The sequence below is a fragment of the Telluria mixta genome, from assembly GCF_029223865.1.
In the GTDB taxonomy this organism is placed as follows: domain Bacteria; phylum Pseudomonadota; class Gammaproteobacteria; order Burkholderiales; family Burkholderiaceae_D; genus Telluria; species Telluria mixta.
Genome location: NZ_CP119520.1, coordinates 2,040,069 through 2,058,181 on the forward strand (window position 1 = coordinate 2,040,069; position 18,113 = coordinate 2,058,181).

Sequence of the window (18,113 nt, forward strand, 5' to 3'; positions counted from 1 at the left end):
ATGGTTGAAAGTGGACGGCGCGCATGTCACGCGCCCATTTCAGGCTATGCAGGGAGCATGCCACCTGCACCATCGCGGGCAGGCCGGCATGTGCGGCGATTTGTGTTGGTTCAGGGCCAACAAATTGTCACGACTGTTGGATTCGTGACGGCAGGTCAGTTCTTGCCGGACGATTTGGCCGCCACTTCGCGATACCGGGCTTCCATCTCGGCCAGGCCTATGCGGACTTGGATGAGCTGGGTCTGCATGCGGATGCGCTCCACCTCTTGCTGCATGCCGGAGAATTCGACTTTCTCTTGCGGTACCCAGGTCCATTCTCCGGTCTTGCCGTTTGCGTTGCCGCGCGTGCACACGCGACCATTCAAGGCGGCGCCTTCGGAAAATTTCTGGTCCTGGTAAAAACAGTAGGATTGGTCGGCGGCCTTGGCGGGTACGACGAAAACGGCCGTCAATGCGGCGGCCGTGATGATGAGCATCGATTTCATTGCATGCCTTCTTCAAGTAATGCCGCGCCGGCTTAAACCGGCGCGGCACGTCAGGTTAGAACATGTAGGTCGCCAGCATGCGGAAGCTGCGGCCCGGATCGAACCAGGCGCTGCCCATGTTGCCAGGCGTCTGCTGGGTCGTCTGCCTCGTCACGGTACGGGTCAGGTTGCTGGCATTGAAGCTGGCCGAGAAGTGGTCGGTGAAGCGGTAGCTGATACCCGCATCCCACTGGCCCACCGCCTCTTGCCAGATCGGCGTCGCAAAACCCACGTCACGCGGCTCGACGCCATTGGCGTCCTTACGCGCCGGATCGGCGCTGGTGCCGTTGGTGCTGTTGGCGGCATAGATACCCGTCGCCAGCAGCGTGCGGTCACGCCAGCTGTAAGCCAGGCGCGCCGACACCGGACCGTGGTCATACATGAATGCCAGGTTTAACGCGCGCTTCGACATGTACGGTAACGGCAAATCCTTGTACGGCAAACCGTTGGTGTCGCAACCGAACAGCAATACGGTACCCGACAGCTTGCCGGCCGGGCAATAATCCCCCTTGAACGGGTGATACAGTTGCTGCTTGCTGTCGATATAGGTGAAGTTCGAGGACACGCCGAAACCCTTTGCCCAGTCGGGCAGGCCATTCAAGCCAGGAAGGTTGTCGAGGTAGGTCATACCAGCCAGTTCGACGCCGCGCACCCGGGCCTTGGCTGCGTTGGCCGGCCCGGTGATCGTGAACTCCATGTCGTTGCCGGCCAGATCCTTATACGTCCTCGTATAGGTTTCCTTCAGGATGATGTCCTTGACCTGCTTGTAGAACACCGTGGCGGTCAGCGATTGTCCAGGATGCGGATACCATTCCAGCGACACGTCGAAGTTGTTCGACTTGAGCGGCTTCAGATTCACGTTGCCGTCGTTATCGCCGGTGTAGGTGATCATGCTGATCTGCTTCGGATCCTTGGGGTCGTTCGTCACGTTCTGATGCAGGGTGATGTACTCCTGCATCTGATCGAAGCCGGGACGGGAAATGCCTTTGGACAGCGCCAACCGCGACTGCAGCTTGTCCGTCAGGCTCATCTTCAGGTTCAGGCTGGGGATCACGTCGACATGACTGGCCTTCAGATCGAGCGGGTCGTTGACCTCGCCAAACCGGGGAACAGCCGGGTTGGTGGTCGCGCTGTAATTTGGCTTGAACACCGTGTAGCCATTGGCCGTCGTGCTGGTCCTGACCACGCGTACGCCCACATTGCCGTCCACCGGATACTTCCAGTCGTCGAAGCCGAAGCGCAAGGTGCCGTGCAGGGCCTGGCTCCCTTCGCTGTGCTTGCTGACGTGGGCCGGATCGTTATCGTAGCCGGCCGGCTTCCAGTCATTGCCCATCGTCGAACAGTCGGTATTTTCTCCCTTGATCTTGTTGTTGTCCTGGCAGTTATATTGCAGCGCGGTCAACAGCTTCCGGTACGCGTCCGGATGATCATGGATCAACGCCTCGGTGGGCGCGATGATCGTCGGCGGCGCAGACATCCTGCCGTTGAAGAAGTTGGGGAACGTGTACTGTTCGACGTTGCCCAGGGCCGCATACCGTGGATCGCTCAAATAGCCGAAGTTACTGCGCTGCCAGCCCAGATCGGAGACCTTCGGCAACTGCCCCGCCACGTCGGTCGGACGCACGCCCCAGCTCTCGGAATAGGATTTCCAGCCCGTCCCGGCATTCTTGTCCTTGCGCGACGAGCGTTCCGTGATGCGCACGCCAAAGCGGAAATCGCGCAGTACCGGATGATCGAAGGTGTATTTGCCGTCCACTTTCCAGGCATACAGGTCTGCCTTTGCCTTGTTGACATCAGGCTGAGAAATACCCCAGTAGTAGTTGCGAGGATCGGCCAGGAAAGCGCGGGCCTTGTCGTCGAAGAAGAACGAGGGCCGCGAGCCGGTCTCGTCGACGCCCATGCTCGGCACGAAGGTGCCGAGGTTGATCATGCCGTAATTGCCGGAGTTGGTGGCATGAACCCATTGCAGATCGTTCTGGAACGACCAGCTTTCGTTGACCCGCCACTTGAAGTTCCAGGCCAGCTCGCGCGTGCGTCCACGCACTTCGCTGTAATTCCGCGTGATGTTCGTGCCGATGCCGCCATCCAGGAACTGGTTCGCGCCCTGGCCGCCGATCGGGTGGCTGAGTGTGCTCGACTGGAAGACGCCGTTGTTGTCGAACTTGGCGTTGCTAAACTTGAGCGTATAGGGATCTTCGGAGTCGCCGTAATTCGAGCCGGCAGTGATGCCGATACTGCTTTGAGAGTCCGTTTGATGGAAAGCGGAATCGAAGTACGTCAGCGCTGATTCCATCCCGTTGTTCTTCCACTGCAACGCCCCATAGAAGCCCGTACGCTGGTTGTCACCGGTGTTGGTACCGTAGTTGACGCCGACCGGCACCCACGCCGTCTTGCCCGCGATGAGATCGCTCCTCGGGTAATAGACGGATTGGCCGATCGAATCGAAGCGGGTCCTGTTTTTGTTAACAGACAAATCCACCAGCACGCCGAATTCGCCCATGGACGTTTTCCAGCGGTTGGAATACAGGCCGGAGAAGCCCGGCGATTTGGTCTTGCCCAGCTCGGCATAACTGCCCGAGGCGCTCAGCGCGCCATACTGGCCCTTGGCGTCGAACGGCAGCCGCGTGCGCAGGTCGACCTGGCCGCTGACGCCGCCTTCGATCAGTTCGGCGGAGGGGTTCTTGTACACGTCCACGCCCGCCATCAGTTCCGGCGGCACGTCACCCCAGCTCAATTCACGTCCGGGCCAGCCGGCCGAGAAGGTTTCACGTCCGTTCAGCGTGGACGAACCCCAGGACAGGCCGCGCACCTGGATGCCCGAACCTTCGACGTTGAATTCCAGGCCGGTCGCGGCCAGGCTGGCGCCCTGGCGCGAGCGGTTACGGTCCATGGTGACCCCGACCACCCGCTGCAGCACTTCGGTGATCGACTTGTCGGGCAACTTGCCGGCCTCGTCGGCCACCACCGAATCCACGATCAGGTCGGAATTCCGCTTGATCGCCGCCGCGGTCTCCAACTGCTTGCGCTGGCCGGTCACCACGACGGTCGTGGTCGTGCCGTCCTTGGCACCCTGCTCCGATGCCGACGCTTCCGTCTGCGCGTAAGCGTTGCCGCACAACATCGCGACCTGCGCGGCAGCAAACGCCAGCGCGGTCATCTTGATCGTTTTCCGTGCGATCTTCGTCTCAATTCTTGTCATTCTCTATGTCCTTTTGTAAATGCCTTGGTTGCTGTCCGGATCACTGGAAGGTGATGGGGCCGGTCACCGTGAGCCTGGTCGAGAAGGTCAGCTTGGCTGCGCCCGGGGTCGCCACCGAGGTGTTCACGCTCGCTGCACCGAACTGGATCTGGGAGATCGGGTAGTCCTGCAACTCGTTCCACACGTCGAGTCCGGCGAGGCCGCAGGACTCGGAAACCTTGAACTGGTCCTTGAGACTGACGGTGTACGTCGTGGCGGCCGTGGCGGTCGGCTTCACTTCCGCACGCAGCGTCACGTTGCAGGCCTTGCCGTCCTTGACGGCGAAGTGGCCGAGCTTCAGCTCGATCGCGATCGCGTTGTTGCTCGTGCTGAACCACTCGGCGTTCGGCGAGGCAGTAAATTTCACCGTCGACTGGGAATCGATCTGCATGCCGGGCGAGTTGCCGTTGTCGGGAACCTTCGCCAGGTTGGGGGCGAGGAAGTTGAAGCCCCAATACGCACCGAGCCCGTCGGCGGACGGCGGCTGGATGTCGTAGTGATACGTGAAGCTGTTGCCGTCGCTGGACACGGAACTGCCGCACCAGTTCGTGCCGCACCACCAGCCGTCGGCGCTGCTGCCGGAGAAGGTGCCGATGGGGCCGGATTCCTTGGTGTTCGAGGTGTCCTTGAAGCCGCTCAGGAACGTCAAGGTGGGCCCCTGGGCGTTACCGATCGGGATGTTCTTGACCGTCGATGCCTTCGCAAAGATGTCGTCTCCCTCCTGCGTGGCGGTGACGGTGCAGATGCCGTCGGCGAGTTTCTGCAGCGAGGTGCCGCTGACCGAGCACACCGAGGGCGTGGTGGTCGAATAGGCGATGGTCCGGCCCGCGACGGTGCTGGTTGCCGCCAGCGTGACCGGCTTCGCATCCAGCGGCTGCGCGCCGGGATTGCGGAAGATGACCATCTGCGGCTGTTTGGGAATCACGAACAGCTGGCGGTTCGAGGCCGGTGCGTAGCCGTTGCCGCCCGCCTGGGTGGCGGTCACCGAGCACTCGCCGGCTTTCACCAATGTCAGGGTCTCGCCGCTGAGGGTGCAGGTATCCGGGGTATTCGACGCGTAGGTGAGGGGGCCGCCGGACGACGCCGTCGCCACCAGCTTGACGGTCGCGGTGTTGGGCGGAATGGCCACGGCCTGTCCGCCCGGGAAGTTGAACGAAATCGTTTGTTCCAGCGTGCCATCGCCGCTGCCGCCACCGCCGCCGCCGCAACCGCTCAGCAGTGCGACGCAGCCAAGCGCAATCGCAGAAACCTTGAACGTCATCGCTTCTCTCCTCATGGTGTTCCTCTCCTTTGTTGTGTTAATGCGTTATTCATGGGCCCATGGCACCGTGCCACGCGTCGGGTGGATGCTTCCGAAGGGATGCACTGGGCGAGTGATGGGACGGGATGTCCGTGATGCCCGTAGATATTGTTCTTTATATATAACAGACATTCTCATGATTTATGATGCCATTGGCGGCGGCATGGCCACAATTACAATAACCTTTAAGTTAGGACATGAAATTCACCAGACGTCGCTTTTCCGCCGGTTATGCACGGGGGGACACGCACCAGGTATGTTGTTGATTTGCAACGCAGAACGAATGCGAACCTAAGCTTTGCCGCGCGCTCTAACACCTGCCCCGGACATCAACCGGCCGCAGGAGCGTGACCATGGCAGGCATCGTGCGCATCGACGACGAAGTGATCACGACGGATGACTTCATCCGTACGCTGAAGCTGAACGGACAGTTCGAAGGATTGGTCGAGCAGATGGTGCGCGACCGTCTTGCGGCGCGCGCCGCGCGGCAGGCCGGCCTGGTGCTCGCGCCCGAACAGATCCAGGAGCGCGCCGACGCCTTCCGCCGCGCGCTCGGCCTGCACCGCGCGGCCGACACCAACCACTATCTCGACGCGCTCGGCGTCTCGCTGGACGAGTTCGAGGCGTACATCACCGACGGCCTGTACCAGGAAAAGATGCTGGAGCAGGTGTGCAGCGAGGCGGCCGTCGCGCAGTATTTCAAGCTCAATTCGCCGCGCTTCGACAGCGTGGAGGTCAGCCACGTCGTGCTCGATTCCGAGGGCGCGGCCAGGGAGATGCTGTCCGTGCTGCAGGAGGAACCGGAGGCGTTCGCCGAGATGGCGCGCGAACACTCCATCGACGAGGGCACCCGCCAGCAGGGCGGCGTCATCGGCAAGGTGTTGCGCGGCTCGCTCAAGGGCGACATCGAGGCGCGCGTGTTCAATGCGCGCGAGGGTGAACTGCTCGGGCCGTTTCCATCGCCCGACGGCGCGTGCCATGAAATCTTTTGCGTCAACGCGAAACACCCGGCCACGCTCGATGCCGACACGGCCGCCGAAGTGCGGCGCCTGCTGCGCGAAGAATGGCTGATGGCACGCGCGCAGGAACACGTGATCGAAGCGTGCCCGACGCGCTGAGCCCTGCTTCATCATGGAAACACCGTCCAGAGCCCCGCCGTCCACGGATTTTCTGGCATCCGTGGAGATCCTGTCGCCGCTCGGGCGCGAGGCACTGGAGCAGCTGGCGGAAGCGGTGCAGGTGCGCCATTACGCGTTCGGCGAGACGATCTGCAAGGCGGGCGACCCGGCCGAGGGACTGTATGTGGTGAAATCCGGTTCCGTGCGCGTGTTCTCCGAAGAGCACGGCAAGGAGCTCAGCATCGGCGTACGTAAAACCGGCGAAACGTTCGGCGACATCGCCATGCTGCGCGACGCCCACCACGAGTTGTCGGCGCGTGCATCGCTCAAGACGGAGCTGTGGCTGATCCCGCGCGCGGCGATCGAGCCCGTGCTGGCGCGCAATCCGCAAGCCCTCGATTTCGTCACGAGCTATGTCGCGATCGGTTCCGCCGGCGGCCTCGTGGCGCGCCTGTTCGATTTGCGCGGCAAGGTCGGCAAGGAGGAACTGGAAGAGATGGTGCGCAGCGTGGGCGTCAAGCGCGTCCCGGCCGGCAAGGAAATCCTCAGGCAGGATGGGCGCGACGACCGCCGCCTGTACGTGCTGCGCCAGGGACAAGTCAAACTGGTCTACCACGACGGCGCCGACGAATTGACGTTGGCCACGCTGCAGGCGGGCGACATGTTCGGCGAGAAGGCGTGCCTGATGCGGCAGGAGCAGATGGCATCGGCCGTGGCGGTATCTCCCGCCACCCTGCTCGTCATCCCCGAAAAGACGGCACACATGATCCTCGAGCGCAACGCGGGCCTGCGCGAGGTGCTGGAAGACCGCATCCGCTTCGTCGAACGGGAGCTGGAGCGGCAAAAGAAGCTGGCCGAACGCCGCAAGCGGCCGCTGCGGCTGGACCTCGCCGAGCCCGGGTCCGGCGAGCGCGTGATCCGCCGCTTCGCCCTGGTGGAGCAGGCCGAGGAGATGGATTGCGGCGCGGCCTGCCTGGCCATGCTGTGCCGCCAATACGGCGTGCAGATCACGCTCGGCAAGCTGCGCGAACTGGCCAACGTCACCACGCAGGGCGCCACCCTGGACAGCCTCGCGCGCGCGGGCGAGACCCTCGGCTTCTCCGCGCGCGGCGTACAGTGCACGTTCGACGCGCTGCAGGGGTTCGAGCTGCCCTTCATCGTGCACTGGGAGGGCTACCACTACGTGATCGTGTATGGCATCTCGCCGCGCACCATCTGGGTGGCCGATCCGGCGGTGGGCTTCCGCAAGATGTCCGTCGAGGAATTCGAGCGGGGCTGGAGCGGCACCTGCCTCGTCTTCACGCCCGGCCAGGACATGGCGGCGCAGGCCGTCGAACGCTCGCCGTGGCTGCGCTTCGTGGGCTACCTGCGGCCGTATCGCAAGATCTTGCTGCACCTGTTCCTGGCCACGTTCGTGATCCAGATGCTGGGCATCGTGCCGCCCCTGATCATCCAGAACATCCTGGACGGCGTGATCGTGCACCAGAACGTCAGCCTGCTGCATTTGCTGATCGCCGGGCTCGTCATTTCGAACGTGTTCTCGCAGCTGATGGCGACCGTGCGCGCCTACCTCGCCAACTACATGGTGCGCAACCTCGACTTCTCGATGATGGCGGGGTTCTTCAAGCACACGATGTCGCTGCCGTTCTCGTTCTTTGCCAAGCGCAAGACGGGCGACATCGTCGCGCGCTTCCAGGAAAACCAGACGATCCGCGCCTTTTTGACCGAGTCCACCGTCACGACGATGCTGAACCTCTTGATGGTGTTCATCTATTTTTCCATCCTGTTCGTCTACAACGTCAAGCTGACCTTATTGTTGATCGCGTTCGTCATCCCGATCATGGCGCTGACGATCCTGACGACACCGCACATCAAGCAGTACGCGCGCGACGTCTTCAATGCCTCCACCGACGCGCACGCCTTCCTGATGGAAGCGCTGGGCGGCGTGGAGACGATCAAGGGCATGGGCAGCGAGCGTCCCGTGCGCCTGAAATGGGAAAAGAAATACGTCAAGGCGCTCGACACGCAATACCGCGCGCAGCAATTCAACATTCTCGTCGGCCTCGCGAGCCAGCTACTGAATGCGGGCACGACGATCGCGATCCTGTGGGCCGGCGCGAGCCTCGTCCTCGACCATGAATTGACGATTGGCCAGCTGATCGCCTTCAATGCCCTGATGGGCAGTGTGCTGGCACCGTTGATGGGGCTGGTGGCGCTATGGAGCCGGCTGGCGGACGCCGGCGTCGCGATGGAACGCCTCGGCGACGTGCTCGACATCGAGCCGGAACAAAAACCCAGCGAGGCGGCCAGCCGCGTCGTGCTGCCCGATTTGCGCGGCGACCTGAAACTCGAGAACGTGTACTTCCGCTATGGCGGCAACGACACTGCGTACGTGCTGGAAAACATCAGCATCGATATCCGGCGTGGCGAGCTCGTCGCCATCGTCGGCCGCAGCGGCTCGGGCAAGACGACGCTGGCGAAACTGCTGGTCGGCTTTTATGCGCCCACGGACGGCAAGATCCTTGTCGACGGCTACGACATGAGCGCGATCGACAAGGATTATTACCGCGCCCAGGTCGGCTACGTCATGCAGAGCAATCTACTGTTCTCCGGCACCATCGCGGAAAACATTGCGAGCGGTGACGAGAGCCCGGACCGGCGCCGCATCGAGCAGGTCGCAAAGATGGCCGATGCACACGCCTTCATCAGCAAGATGCCGCTCGGGTACGAGCAGGTGGTGGGCGAGCGCGGCGTCGGGCTGTCCGGCGGCCAGGTGCAGCGTTTATGTATCGCCCGCGCGCTGTACCAGGACCCGCGCCTGCTCGTGTTCGACGAAGCGACGTCGGCACTCGATACGCAGTCCGAAAGCAACATCATCGCGAACATGCACGAGATCCTTGCGGGACGCACGGCCGTGATCATCGCGCACCGGCTCAGCACGATCATGCGGGCGGATAAAATCGTCGTGCTGTACGAGGGCGGCATCGTCGAACAGGGCCGGCACGACGAGCTGCTGGCCGGGCGCGGCATGTATTACGAGCTCGTGCAGAAGCAGTTAGCGGCAGCATGAAACTGTTCAATCAAGACTTGCCGCGCGGCGCATCGTCGATGTCGTACGCGGGTTTGCTGGAGCGTCTGGAAATCCTGCGCTCGACCTTGCGCTGGGCCAGCCGCCTGGAGCGCCCCGACATCGAAAAGCTGCTGCGCCAGGCGAACGCCGTACGCGACGAAGTGATGCAGCTGTCGCACAGGGAGCGTTTCGTGCAGGCGGTCGGAAGCCAGGCGGCGCCGGAGCAGGCGCCTGAGCAGACGCCAACTGAGCGCCGCCAGGCCCTGCTCGCGCGCAGCTTCGTGTTCGAAGGCACGTTCGGCGACAACCCGCGCCTGCTGGACGCGCTCGAGATCGCGGAAAAGGCGGCGCCGACCGACCTGCCCGTCCTCGTCGATGGCGAAAGCGGCACGGGCAAGGAATTGATGGCCAAGGTGATCCACGCGAACGGCGCGCGTGCCGACAAGGCGTATATCTCCGTCAACTGCGGCGCGATTCCCGAGAGCCTGATCGAATCGGAGCTGTTCGGCCACAAGCGCGGCGCATTCACCGGCGCGGCGACGGACCGCAAGGGCAAGTTCGAAAGCGCGCACAAGGGCACGATCTTCCTGGATGAGATCGGAGAGCTGCCGCTGCAGGGGCAAGTGAAATTGCTGCGCGTATTGCAGTCGCACGAGATCCAGCGCGTGGGCTCGGACGAGACGATCGCCGTCGACGCCCGCATCGTCGCCGCCACCAACAAGAATTTGCGCAAGCTGATCGAACTGGGCCAGTTCCGCGAAGACCTGTTTTACCGGCTCAGCGTGATCCACGTGACCTTGCCGCCCCTGCGCGAGAGAAAGGACGAGATTCCCCTGCTGCTGGCCTATTACGGCGACGAGGCGGCCGAAGCGCTGAAGCGGCGGCCGGTCGCGATGACGCCGGCATTACGCGCCTTCCTGCTCGATTACACCTACCCCGGCAACATCCGCGAATTGCGCAACCTGATGTACCGGCTGGCCTGCCTGGCCGGAGACACGGCGGACATCGCGCACCTGCCCGAGGACGTCCGGCCTGTCGCTGCGGCACCTGTGCGGGTGCCGGCGGCATCATCCGAGCCGCCGGCTTCGCTGGCCGAAGCCAAGCGCGCGGCCAGCGACGAAGCCGAGCGCGCCTGCCTGGAACGCGGCCTGAAGGACGTCGGCGGCACCGTGGCCGAACTGGCGCGGCGCTGGGACATGAACCGTTCCCATTTACAGATCCTGTTGAAAAAGCACGGCCTGCATTCGAAGGATTTTCGCCGGCATTAGAACTGGTTTACAAGGAGGGATTGAGGACGGTCTGGTCGGGCTCGACGTCGTCCGCGCGCACGACGATGACGGAGATGTTGTCGCGCCCGCCCGCTTCCAGCGCCAGCCGGACGAGCGTATCGGCCGCCTGCGCGCAGTGGCCGCCGGTCAGCGCGCCGAACATGGCCTCCGGGCTGACTGCATTGCTCAGGCCGTCGCTGCAGAGCAGGAAGATGTCGCCGTCGCTCACCTGCACCTGCACTTCGTCCAGTTCCAGCGTCGCGGCCGCGCCGAGCGCGCGCGTGATCATGGTCGCGCCCGGGTAAGCCGATGCGTCGGCGGGCGACAGATGGTTCCGCGTTTGCAGTTCCTCGAACTGGTTGTGATCGCGCGTGAGCTGGTGCAGGCTGCCGCCGCGGCATAGATAGATGCGGCTGTCACCGGCCCAGACGCAGACGGCGGTGCGGCCGGATGCCACCAGCAGGACGAGTGTCGTGCCGATGACGGGCACGTTGCGCGCGGCAGCCTCCGCCATGAGCAGGCCGTTCACTTCGAGCAGGCATACGCGCGCGGCGGCGACGGCTTGCTGCAGGGCGTCTTCCGGCGGCAGCGCGTCCAGCGCCTCCACCGTCATCCGGCTCGCGATTTCGCCGAACGCATGACCGCCCATGCCGTCGGCGACGGCCCACATTCGCCGCGCCGGCCGGTCCAGCACGGCATCCTCGTTATTGCTGCGCACCAGTCCCGTGTCGGTGCGCGCCGCCGAGGTCCAGCGGAGTTGCAGCGCCTCGCCCATCAGACGTGTCCGTTGTTGATACTCCGTTCATCCACGCCGACGGTGACCACCGAGTTCGGCGCCGTATTGTTCACGCTGACCGTCTGGAACTGATTGATCATCTGGTCCGCGAAATTGTTGACCTGGTAAAAATTGATGACAGGGGCTGTACGTAATTGCTCGGGCACATAGGCCTGGATCCAGCCGAAGCACCACGCCGCGCCGTCGCCGCCGCGGACACGTTTCATTGCACGTGCATCGAGGGTGTGCTCGACGCGAAGGTCATCGATCCTGATATGTGCCATGTGTGCCTCCTGATTGAAAGACAGCGGCTGGTCTGTTTGGTTCAGTTTATTGGCGGGGATCTCGCCGGATCCCCGCCATCTCGGCATCAAATGACCGCGATGTTGTTCTGGCCGAACTGGCTCGTGTTGTTGTTCGCGGTCACGCCGCTGACGAAGGCCGATCCGTTCGCGGTCGCGTTGACGACGTTCTGGAACTGGGTCAGGTTCTGCGTCGCATCCACCGTCGAGCTGTACGTAGGCGACGGCAGCGGGTACCAGGACGACGTCTGGGTCATGTTGTAGCCGCCACGCACGGCCACCATGGCGTTGCGATCGAGTTCGGCGGTGACGGACAGGTCTTTGATGATCAGGGTTTTCATGATGTTCTCCTTAAAAGGTTACAGCGGGATGACGGCGTTGTTGGTAGCAAATTGCAGCGGGTTCAAGGTCACAGCGGGGGCCGTAAAGCCGTCGCCGATCACACTGTTGTTGAGGACGTTGACCTTGATGTCCTGGACCTGGGCAATGCGCTGGTCGAGGTTCAGGTTGACGTTCACGTTCGGCCCGAAGGCCTGGCCCCCGCGGATTGCGGACATGGCATGCGTGTCCAGTGCGCGCGTACGGGTGAGATCCTGGATGACGATCGACGACATGGTGTTCTCCTTAGATGACCAGCAGGTTGTTCTGGCCGAACTGCGACGTGTTGTTATTTGCCGTCACGCCGCTCACGAAGGCCGAGCCGTCGGCCGTCTCGTTGAGGACGTTCTGGATCTGGGCCAGGTTCTGCGTCGCGTTGACGGTTTTCGCATACGACGGCATCGGGTACAGCGAGTACGACGGGCTGCTCGCGCCGTGGCCACCGCGCACGCTTGCCATTTGCTTGTGATCCAGTTCGCAGCTCTGGGCCAGGTCTTTGATGATCAGGGTTTTCATGATGTTCTCCTCGGTTTTCGATTGGGGGTTACAGGACGGCGATGTTGTTCTGGCCGAATTGATCGGTGTTGTTGGTGGCGCTGACGCCGGAAATGAAGGCCGAGCCGTTGGCGGTCAGGTTCTTCACGTCCTGGAATTGCATCAGGTTCTGGTTCGCCTTGATGGACGTGTCGTACGACGGGCTGTACGCCGGCATCCAGGGCATGGACGTGGTGCCATGGCCGCCGCGGATGGCGGTCATGTCGCTGTGGCTCAGTTCGCAGGTGGCGGCGAGGTCTTTGATGATCAGGGTTTTCATGTCGGTTCTCCTTGAGTCGGTGATTTGGTTGGAAGAGCGTTTGATTTGCGCTCACCAGGGTATGAGCAGAATGCGTGCCAGGCCAAAAAGCCCGTAAAACCAGGCGTTCCTGCTGTTTCGGAGGCGAATGTGGCGGGCATGGACCAACATCGTGTCGCATCTGTTGGATCCATCCGAACACCGGACCCGCAAGCAAAAAAAAAGCCGCCCGGCTGGCGGGCCGGGCGGCATATAATGGAACTAAACGGTTTATATGGTTTGTCTGGATGACGTACGGACTGGTTTCGCCCTGGTACGGAAATCGACGATCCGCTGCGGTTGCGCCGGTTGCAGCACGCCCGCCTGGGAGCGCGTGCGCGAACCTCCCGAGATCGCCTGCATCGCCTTGCGGTCCAGGTCGGTGTTCCCGGACAAATCCTTGATGGTGATGGTTGCCATGTCGTTCTCCTGAATGATGAAGGCCGGCCCGGCCATCGCAAGATGGCAGGGCCGGCATGAATGACAGATCAAATACGGTTTGGTTCCGCTCAGTGGGAAACCACCGCGTTGTTCTGGCCGAACTGGCTCGTGTTGTTGTGTACGGTAACGCCGTCGATGAAGGCCGAGCCGTTGGCGGTCGCGTTCGTCACGTTCTGGAATTGCTGCAGGTTCTGGTCGACGTCGACGGTCGAGTGATAGCTCGGGAAGTAGACCGGCATCGGGGACAGCCCATGCGACGATTGCTGCATCTTGCCGTGGCCGCCACGCACGCATGCCATCGCGCCGCGGTCCAGTTCGCAGGTCAGTGCCAGGTCTTTGATCGACAGAGTGTTCATCGTGTTTCTCCTTGAGTGTATGAAGTCAGGTTGGTTGGCGAGCCGTTTTCGTCGTGCTCACCCTACTCTTTGCGAGAACCGTGCCAGCGCGCTCTGTGCATGATTGGCGCCTGTTTTGCGGCGTTTTATCGGGTATCCGGTGGGTTCGGTCCAACACTGCCTGTTACGCCGTTTGGCCGGGAACAACACATCGTCTGTGCGGTGAATTTGCACACGGCGCATCTGTCAGAGGAAGAATGGACAACCTCGCCGATACCCTTCGCCAGTTCCAGAGCGGCACCCTCGGGCAAGCCGAGATGCTGGCGCGCGTCGACCGCCTGCTGGCCAGTACGCCCGAGAGCGTCTCGAACCTGCTCAAGACGCTCAACGACGCGCACCGCCGCGCGCCGCTGCCGGCCGAGGTCTACGGCGAAGTCGAGCGCCGCATCGCGCAGGCGATCGAGTCGCGCCAGCGCCAGCGCGTCGGCGACGAAGAGACCTATGTCCAGACGAAACCCCTGCAACCGCCGACGCAGCCCGCAGGCATCGCCGGCCCGCCGGGCGCGGCCGTCGAGCGCATGAAAGGCGTGGGCGACACGCTCAACGGCCGCTTCGTGCTCGAGGAATGCGTCGGCTTCGGCGGCATGGGCACCGTCTACAAGGCGCTCGACCTGCGCAAGCTGGAAGCGTCGGATCGCCATCCCTATATCGCGATCAAGGTGCTGAACGTGCAGTTCCAGGGGCATCCGAAATCGCTGATCGCCCTGCAGCGGGAAGCGCGCAAGGCGCAGACCCTGGCCCACCCGAACATCGTGGCCGTGTACGACTTCGACCGCGACGGCTCGATGGTCTACATCACGATGGAATACCTGCAAGGCAAATCGCTGAGCCAGATGCTGCGTGCGCCCGACTTCCACGTGCTGCCGTTCGACGAAGCGATGAAGATCGTGAGCGGCATGGGCCGTGCGCTCGCCTATGCGCACGAACGCGGCTTCGTCCACTGCGACTTCAAGCCGGCCAACGTGATCCTGACGGAGACCGGCGGCGTCAAGGTCATCGACTTCGGCATCGCACGCGTATTCCAGAAGGCGGAAGAGGATGCGGACGTGACCGTGTTCGATCCCGGCAGCCTGGGCGCCCTGACGCCCGCCTATGCGAGCCCCGAGATGCTGGAAAACCGCGAGCCCGATCCGCGCGACGATATCTACGCGCTCGGCTGCATCACGTATGAATTGCTGACGGGCCGCCACCCGTTCAACCGCCTGTCCGCACTGCAGGCGCGCGATGCCGGGTTGCGTCCGCAGCGTCCGCCCGGCCTCGGCCACCGGCAGTGGCGCGCGCTGCGCAATGCGCTCGCGTTGCGGCGCGAGCTCCGCACGCCCACCGTCAACGGTTTTTTAAAGGAGATCGGCGCGCGCGAGATGCGGCGCCGGCAGCCGCTGCTGATCGGCGCCGGGACCGTACTGGCTGCCGCGGCCGCCGCGCTGGTGGTGTTCGTTGCGTTGCGCCTGTTGTTGCCGCGTCATGGCACCGCGCCCGGTACACAGGCGCCCACGCCCGCCGCCGTCGCGCCGCCCAAACAGGCCGCTCCGTCCGCGCCTGCACCGCCGCCGACCCTGGCGGCCGTCTCCACCGTGCTGGCCGGCGTGCCGTGCTCGGCGCTCGTTCCCGTCATCGACGGACGTGTCGTGCATGTGCAGGGTTATCTCGCGCACAGCGTCGGGCCGGCGCGCCTCAAAACGATGCTGGCGGCACTGCCGGGCGTGACGCGGGTCGAGCTGACCTTGCATGACGTCGACGAGGCGACATGCCCGTTGATGCGCGTCCTCGGCCCCTACTGGGTCGCGTCTCGGGTCGCGTCCCCCTCGGCCGGTGTGTCGCTCCGCCTGAACCCTGCCAGCGGCCGGGGCGGCAACCTGGCGGCGGGCGATACGCTGATGGTCGACGTGTTCACGCCGGACTACCAGTCGTACGTGTCGGTCGATTATTTCGTCCTGGACGGCAACGTCGTTCACCTGCTGCCCACTGCGGCCGCGCGCGAAAACCTGGCGCCGCCGCGCTACACGGCCACCATCGGCAGTCTCGGCAACTGGGTGATCGGTCCGCCGTTCGGTACCGAGACGCTCGTGCTGGTGACCACGTCCGTGCCGCTGTTCGACAGCCTGCGTCCGGATGCGGAACCGGGGCCGGCATACCTGCGCGCCCTGGACGAGCGCCTCGCTGCGATCGCCAGGGGGCATGGTGCGATCGCCGTGGACTTCCTGCAGATCACGACGCACGCGCGCCGCTAGCGGATCGCTGCGCGTCAATCGAGCGAACGCGCGACCCGGAACCCGTTCTGCGACTGGCGCACGCTGGCGTCGTATTTGAAACGCGTGGTGGACAGCATGTAGCTGCCGTTTTCGCGCCACGAGCCGCCGCGGATGACACGCGCCTGGCAATTCCCGTCGACCCATGGGCTGCCGTCGGCGGGGGCGCCCTTGTACGTGCTGTGCCAGCAATCCTGCACCCATTCCCACACGCTGCCGTTCATGTCGTTCAGGCCGAACGGGTTGGCGGGGAAGCTGCCGACCGGTGGTGGACGTTCCTCACTCCAGGGCTCGCCGCAGCCTTCGCAACTGGAATTCCCTTTCTTCATCTCGTTGCCCCACCAGTAGCGCGTCGCGGTGCCGCCGCGCGCCGCGTATTCCCACTCGGCCTCGGTCGGCAGGCGGTACGGCTTCCCGCTTACCGTGCCCAGCCATTTGAGGTACAGCTGCGCCTCGTCCCAGCTGACGTCGCGCATCGGCAGGTTGTCGGGCACGTTGCCCAGCGACGGCATGGTCGGACACACGCTGGCCCGGACGCACTGGTTCCACTGGCCCACCGTGACCTCGTACTTGCCGATCGCGAACGGTGTGTGCAGCGCCACCTGGTGTGCCGGGCGCTCGGACGGATCGCTGCTGTTGTTGCCCATCGTGAACGGCCGCGGCGACAGTGCCGCCATCACCGGGCAGACGTCGCAATCCTTCATCGTGGCCACGGAACCGGCCGGTCCCGCGACGGGCGCTTCTTCCCGGCCGCCGTCGGCGGGTGGTGTGCCGGTTGCCGGTATCGGGCGGATCTTGTTGTCGGGCGGCTTGGCCGGTTGCGGCTTCGGCGCGGTTTTCGTCTGCGGCTGCGTGCCCGCGGGCTTGCTCTCGGCCGGCTTCGCAGGGGCGGACGCGGGCGCCTGCGGTGCGGCCGCCTTCAGCTGCTGGATGCGCGTGCGCGCCAGGCTGGCGAAGCGTCCCTTGGGATAGGCCTGCAAATACGCCTCGTAGTCGCCGACCTGTTTGCTGTCCTTGACGGAATTCCAGAACGCCAGCTCGAACTGCTCGGCGCTGTTCTTGGGCAGGACGCCCGCCACCTGGAACGTCGGGGGCAACTCGCGTGCGCGCGCTGGAGTGACGGCGGCCAGCGCCATCAGGCTGCACAGGATCAAGAGCCTCATGCACACAGGCCGCCTCCACACGTGTCCGGAAATCGCTTAGACCACAGGCCGTCGCGATTGTGCCTGCCGCACGTTTGTTCTGGCACAGGTGCCATGCATCCCGGTTGACGGATGCTGCCGGAACGGCGGTCCGCACGGCGGAGGGAGACAAGGATGCGCAAGACAATTGTTTTGATCGTTTTGATGCTTGGCGCGGTGGTGCTGCGGGCCGTGCCGGTGCTCGCGCGTACGCCGTCGCCCGAGAACGCGCAGGTGTATTTCATCTGGCCCAGCGACGGCATGACCGTCCACCACGCGTTCTGGGTCCGGATGGGCTTGCGCAACATGGGCGTCGCGCCCAAGGGCACGGACATCGCGAAGACGGGCCACCACCATGTGCTGATCGACACCGACCTGCCCGAGAACATGGCCCAGGCCGTGCCGAGCGACCGCAACCACCTGCACTTCGGCGCCGGCGAAACCGAGGCGAGAATAGAACTGCCGCCGGGCTCGCATACGCTGCAACTGCTGCTGGCCGACAAGGATCATATTCCGCACGATCCGCCCATCTATTCGAAAAAGATCACAGTCACGGTCAAGTGAGACAGGAGTCTTCGATGCGCACGCGACTGGCAGCCCTCCTCTTTGCCATCATCCTCCCAAGTCATGGCGCCGAACCGGCCCCCGCGCCGCCCAACGCCTACCTGTACATCGGCTGGCCCAACGACGGCCAGGTGGTGTCATCAGGCAAGCCGATCCGCGTCTGGTTCGGCCTGCGCAACATGGGCGTGGCGCCGAAAGGCGTGAAATTTCCAAATACGGGACACCACCATCTGCTGATCGACACGGACGCGCCCGAGCCCGGCGTCGAGATCCCGAACGACCGCAACCACCTGCACTTCGGCGCCGGAGAAACGGAGACGACGATCGAGCTGCCGCCCGGCAGGCATACGCTGCAGCTCGTCATGGGCGACGACCGGCACGTCACGTTCGACCCTTCCATCCAGTCCAAAAAAATCACGATTACAGTCAAATGATCGCGAACTGTAGCGCGGGGTCATTGTCTTACGGGTCTTGAGGC

Annotated in this window: 18 protein-coding genes; 6 read left to right on the forward strand and 12 right to left on the reverse strand. The window is 63.7% G+C overall.

Annotation, left to right across the window (positions count from 1 at the left end):
* Positions 1-155: 155 nt before the first annotated feature.
* From P0M04_RS09055 to P0M04_RS09065, 3 genes are all read right to left on the reverse strand, one after another.
* Positions 156-485, reverse strand: coding sequence for a hypothetical protein (locus tag P0M04_RS09055; RefSeq protein ID WP_259451785.1), 330 nt, complete (start codon positions 483-485; stop codon positions 156-158).
* 55 nt (positions 486-540) lie between these two features.
* Entirely contained in the window at positions 541-3,681 is a 3,141-nt protein-coding gene (locus P0M04_RS09060) for a TonB-dependent receptor (protein ID WP_259451786.1), read from the reverse strand.
* Between the two features lie 82 nt (positions 3,682-3,763).
* Positions 3,764-5,023 carry a hypothetical protein gene (locus P0M04_RS09065; RefSeq protein ID WP_259451787.1) on the reverse strand — a complete coding sequence of 420 codons (1,260 nt, stop codon included), beginning with the start codon at positions 5,021-5,023 and terminating at the stop codon, positions 3,764-3,766.
* Between the two features lie 392 nt (positions 5,024-5,415).
* Here P0M04_RS09065 and P0M04_RS09070 point away from each other — a divergent pair, with 392 nt between their 5' ends.
* The 3 genes from P0M04_RS09070 to P0M04_RS09080 are packed head-to-tail and all read left to right on the forward strand — an operon-like array spanning position 5,416 to position 10,518.
* Positions 5,416-6,180: a peptidylprolyl isomerase gene (locus tag P0M04_RS09070; protein WP_259451788.1), complete on the forward strand. Its 765-nt coding sequence runs from the start codon at positions 5,416-5,418 to the stop codon at positions 6,178-6,180.
* A 13-nt stretch (positions 6,181-6,193) separates the two neighbouring features.
* A complete protein-coding gene (locus P0M04_RS09075; protein ID WP_259451789.1) occupies positions 6,194-9,250 on the forward strand; it encodes a peptidase domain-containing ABC transporter in 3,057 nt (1,018 codons plus the stop codon).
* Entirely contained in the window at positions 9,247-10,518 is a 1,272-nt protein-coding gene (locus tag P0M04_RS09080; protein ID WP_259451790.1) for a sigma-54 interaction domain-containing protein, read from the forward strand. The genes P0M04_RS09075 and P0M04_RS09080 overlap by 4 nt, the downstream gene beginning before the upstream one ends.
* Before the next feature lie 7 nt (positions 10,519-10,525).
* Here the strand turns inward: P0M04_RS09080 and P0M04_RS09085 are convergent, their stop codons facing one another.
* The 8 genes from P0M04_RS09085 to P0M04_RS09120 all read right to left on the reverse strand — a co-directional run bounded on the left by P0M04_RS09085 (position 10,526) and on the right by P0M04_RS09120 (position 13,602).
* Complete coding sequence (locus tag P0M04_RS09085; RefSeq protein WP_259451791.1) at positions 10,526-11,293, reverse strand: PP2C family protein-serine/threonine phosphatase; 768 nt, start codon at positions 11,291-11,293, stop codon at positions 10,526-10,528.
* Positions 11,293-11,577, reverse strand: a complete 285-nt coding sequence (locus P0M04_RS09090) for a hypothetical protein (RefSeq protein ID WP_259451792.1) — start codon at positions 11,575-11,577, stop codon at positions 11,293-11,295. Before P0M04_RS09090 ends, P0M04_RS09085 begins: the two co-directional genes overlap by 1 nt.
* Before the next feature lie 86 nt (positions 11,578-11,663).
* Positions 11,664-11,936, reverse strand: coding sequence for a hypothetical protein (locus P0M04_RS09095; RefSeq protein WP_259451793.1), 273 nt, complete (start codon positions 11,934-11,936; stop codon positions 11,664-11,666).
* An 18-nt stretch (positions 11,937-11,954) separates the two neighbouring features.
* Positions 11,955-12,209, reverse strand: coding sequence for a hypothetical protein (locus tag P0M04_RS09100; RefSeq protein WP_259451794.1), 255 nt, complete (start codon positions 12,207-12,209; stop codon positions 11,955-11,957).
* A gap of 10 nt (positions 12,210-12,219) precedes the next feature.
* Complete coding sequence (locus P0M04_RS09105; RefSeq protein ID WP_259451795.1) at positions 12,220-12,489, reverse strand: hypothetical protein; 270 nt, start codon at positions 12,487-12,489, stop codon at positions 12,220-12,222.
* Between the two features lie 28 nt (positions 12,490-12,517).
* Positions 12,518-12,787: a hypothetical protein gene (locus P0M04_RS09110; RefSeq protein WP_259451796.1), complete on the reverse strand. Its 270-nt coding sequence runs from the start codon at positions 12,785-12,787 to the stop codon at positions 12,518-12,520.
* A 249-nt stretch (positions 12,788-13,036) separates the two neighbouring features.
* Positions 13,037-13,225 carry a hypothetical protein gene (locus P0M04_RS09115; protein ID WP_259451797.1) on the reverse strand — a complete coding sequence of 63 codons (189 nt, stop codon included), beginning with the start codon at positions 13,223-13,225 and terminating at the stop codon, positions 13,037-13,039.
* Between the two features lie 89 nt (positions 13,226-13,314).
* Positions 13,315-13,602, reverse strand: a complete 288-nt coding sequence (locus P0M04_RS09120) for a hypothetical protein (protein WP_259451798.1) — start codon at positions 13,600-13,602, stop codon at positions 13,315-13,317.
* A gap of 236 nt (positions 13,603-13,838) precedes the next feature.
* Here P0M04_RS09120 and P0M04_RS09125 point away from each other — a divergent pair, with 236 nt between their 5' ends.
* Positions 13,839-15,872: a serine/threonine protein kinase gene (locus tag P0M04_RS09125; protein WP_259451799.1), complete on the forward strand. Its 2,034-nt coding sequence runs from the start codon at positions 13,839-13,841 to the stop codon at positions 15,870-15,872.
* 14 nt (positions 15,873-15,886) lie between these two features.
* Here the strand turns inward: P0M04_RS09125 and P0M04_RS09130 are convergent, their stop codons facing one another.
* Positions 15,887-17,053 carry a formylglycine-generating enzyme family protein gene (locus P0M04_RS09130; protein WP_259451800.1) on the reverse strand — a complete coding sequence of 389 codons (1,167 nt, stop codon included), beginning with the start codon at positions 17,051-17,053 and terminating at the stop codon, positions 15,887-15,889.
* Positions 17,054-17,206: 153 nt separating this feature from the next.
* Between P0M04_RS09130 and P0M04_RS09135 the strand changes: the two genes are divergently transcribed.
* The gene (locus tag P0M04_RS09135; protein ID WP_259451801.1) at positions 17,207-17,635 is read left to right on the forward strand and encodes a DUF4399 domain-containing protein; all 429 of its coding nucleotides are present in this window, start codon (positions 17,207-17,209) and stop codon (positions 17,633-17,635) included.
* Positions 17,636-17,649: 14 nt separating this feature from the next.
* Complete coding sequence (locus P0M04_RS09140) at positions 17,650-18,069, forward strand: DUF4399 domain-containing protein (RefSeq protein WP_259451802.1); 420 nt, start codon at positions 17,650-17,652, stop codon at positions 18,067-18,069.
* Positions 18,070-18,113: the final 44 nt, after the last annotated feature.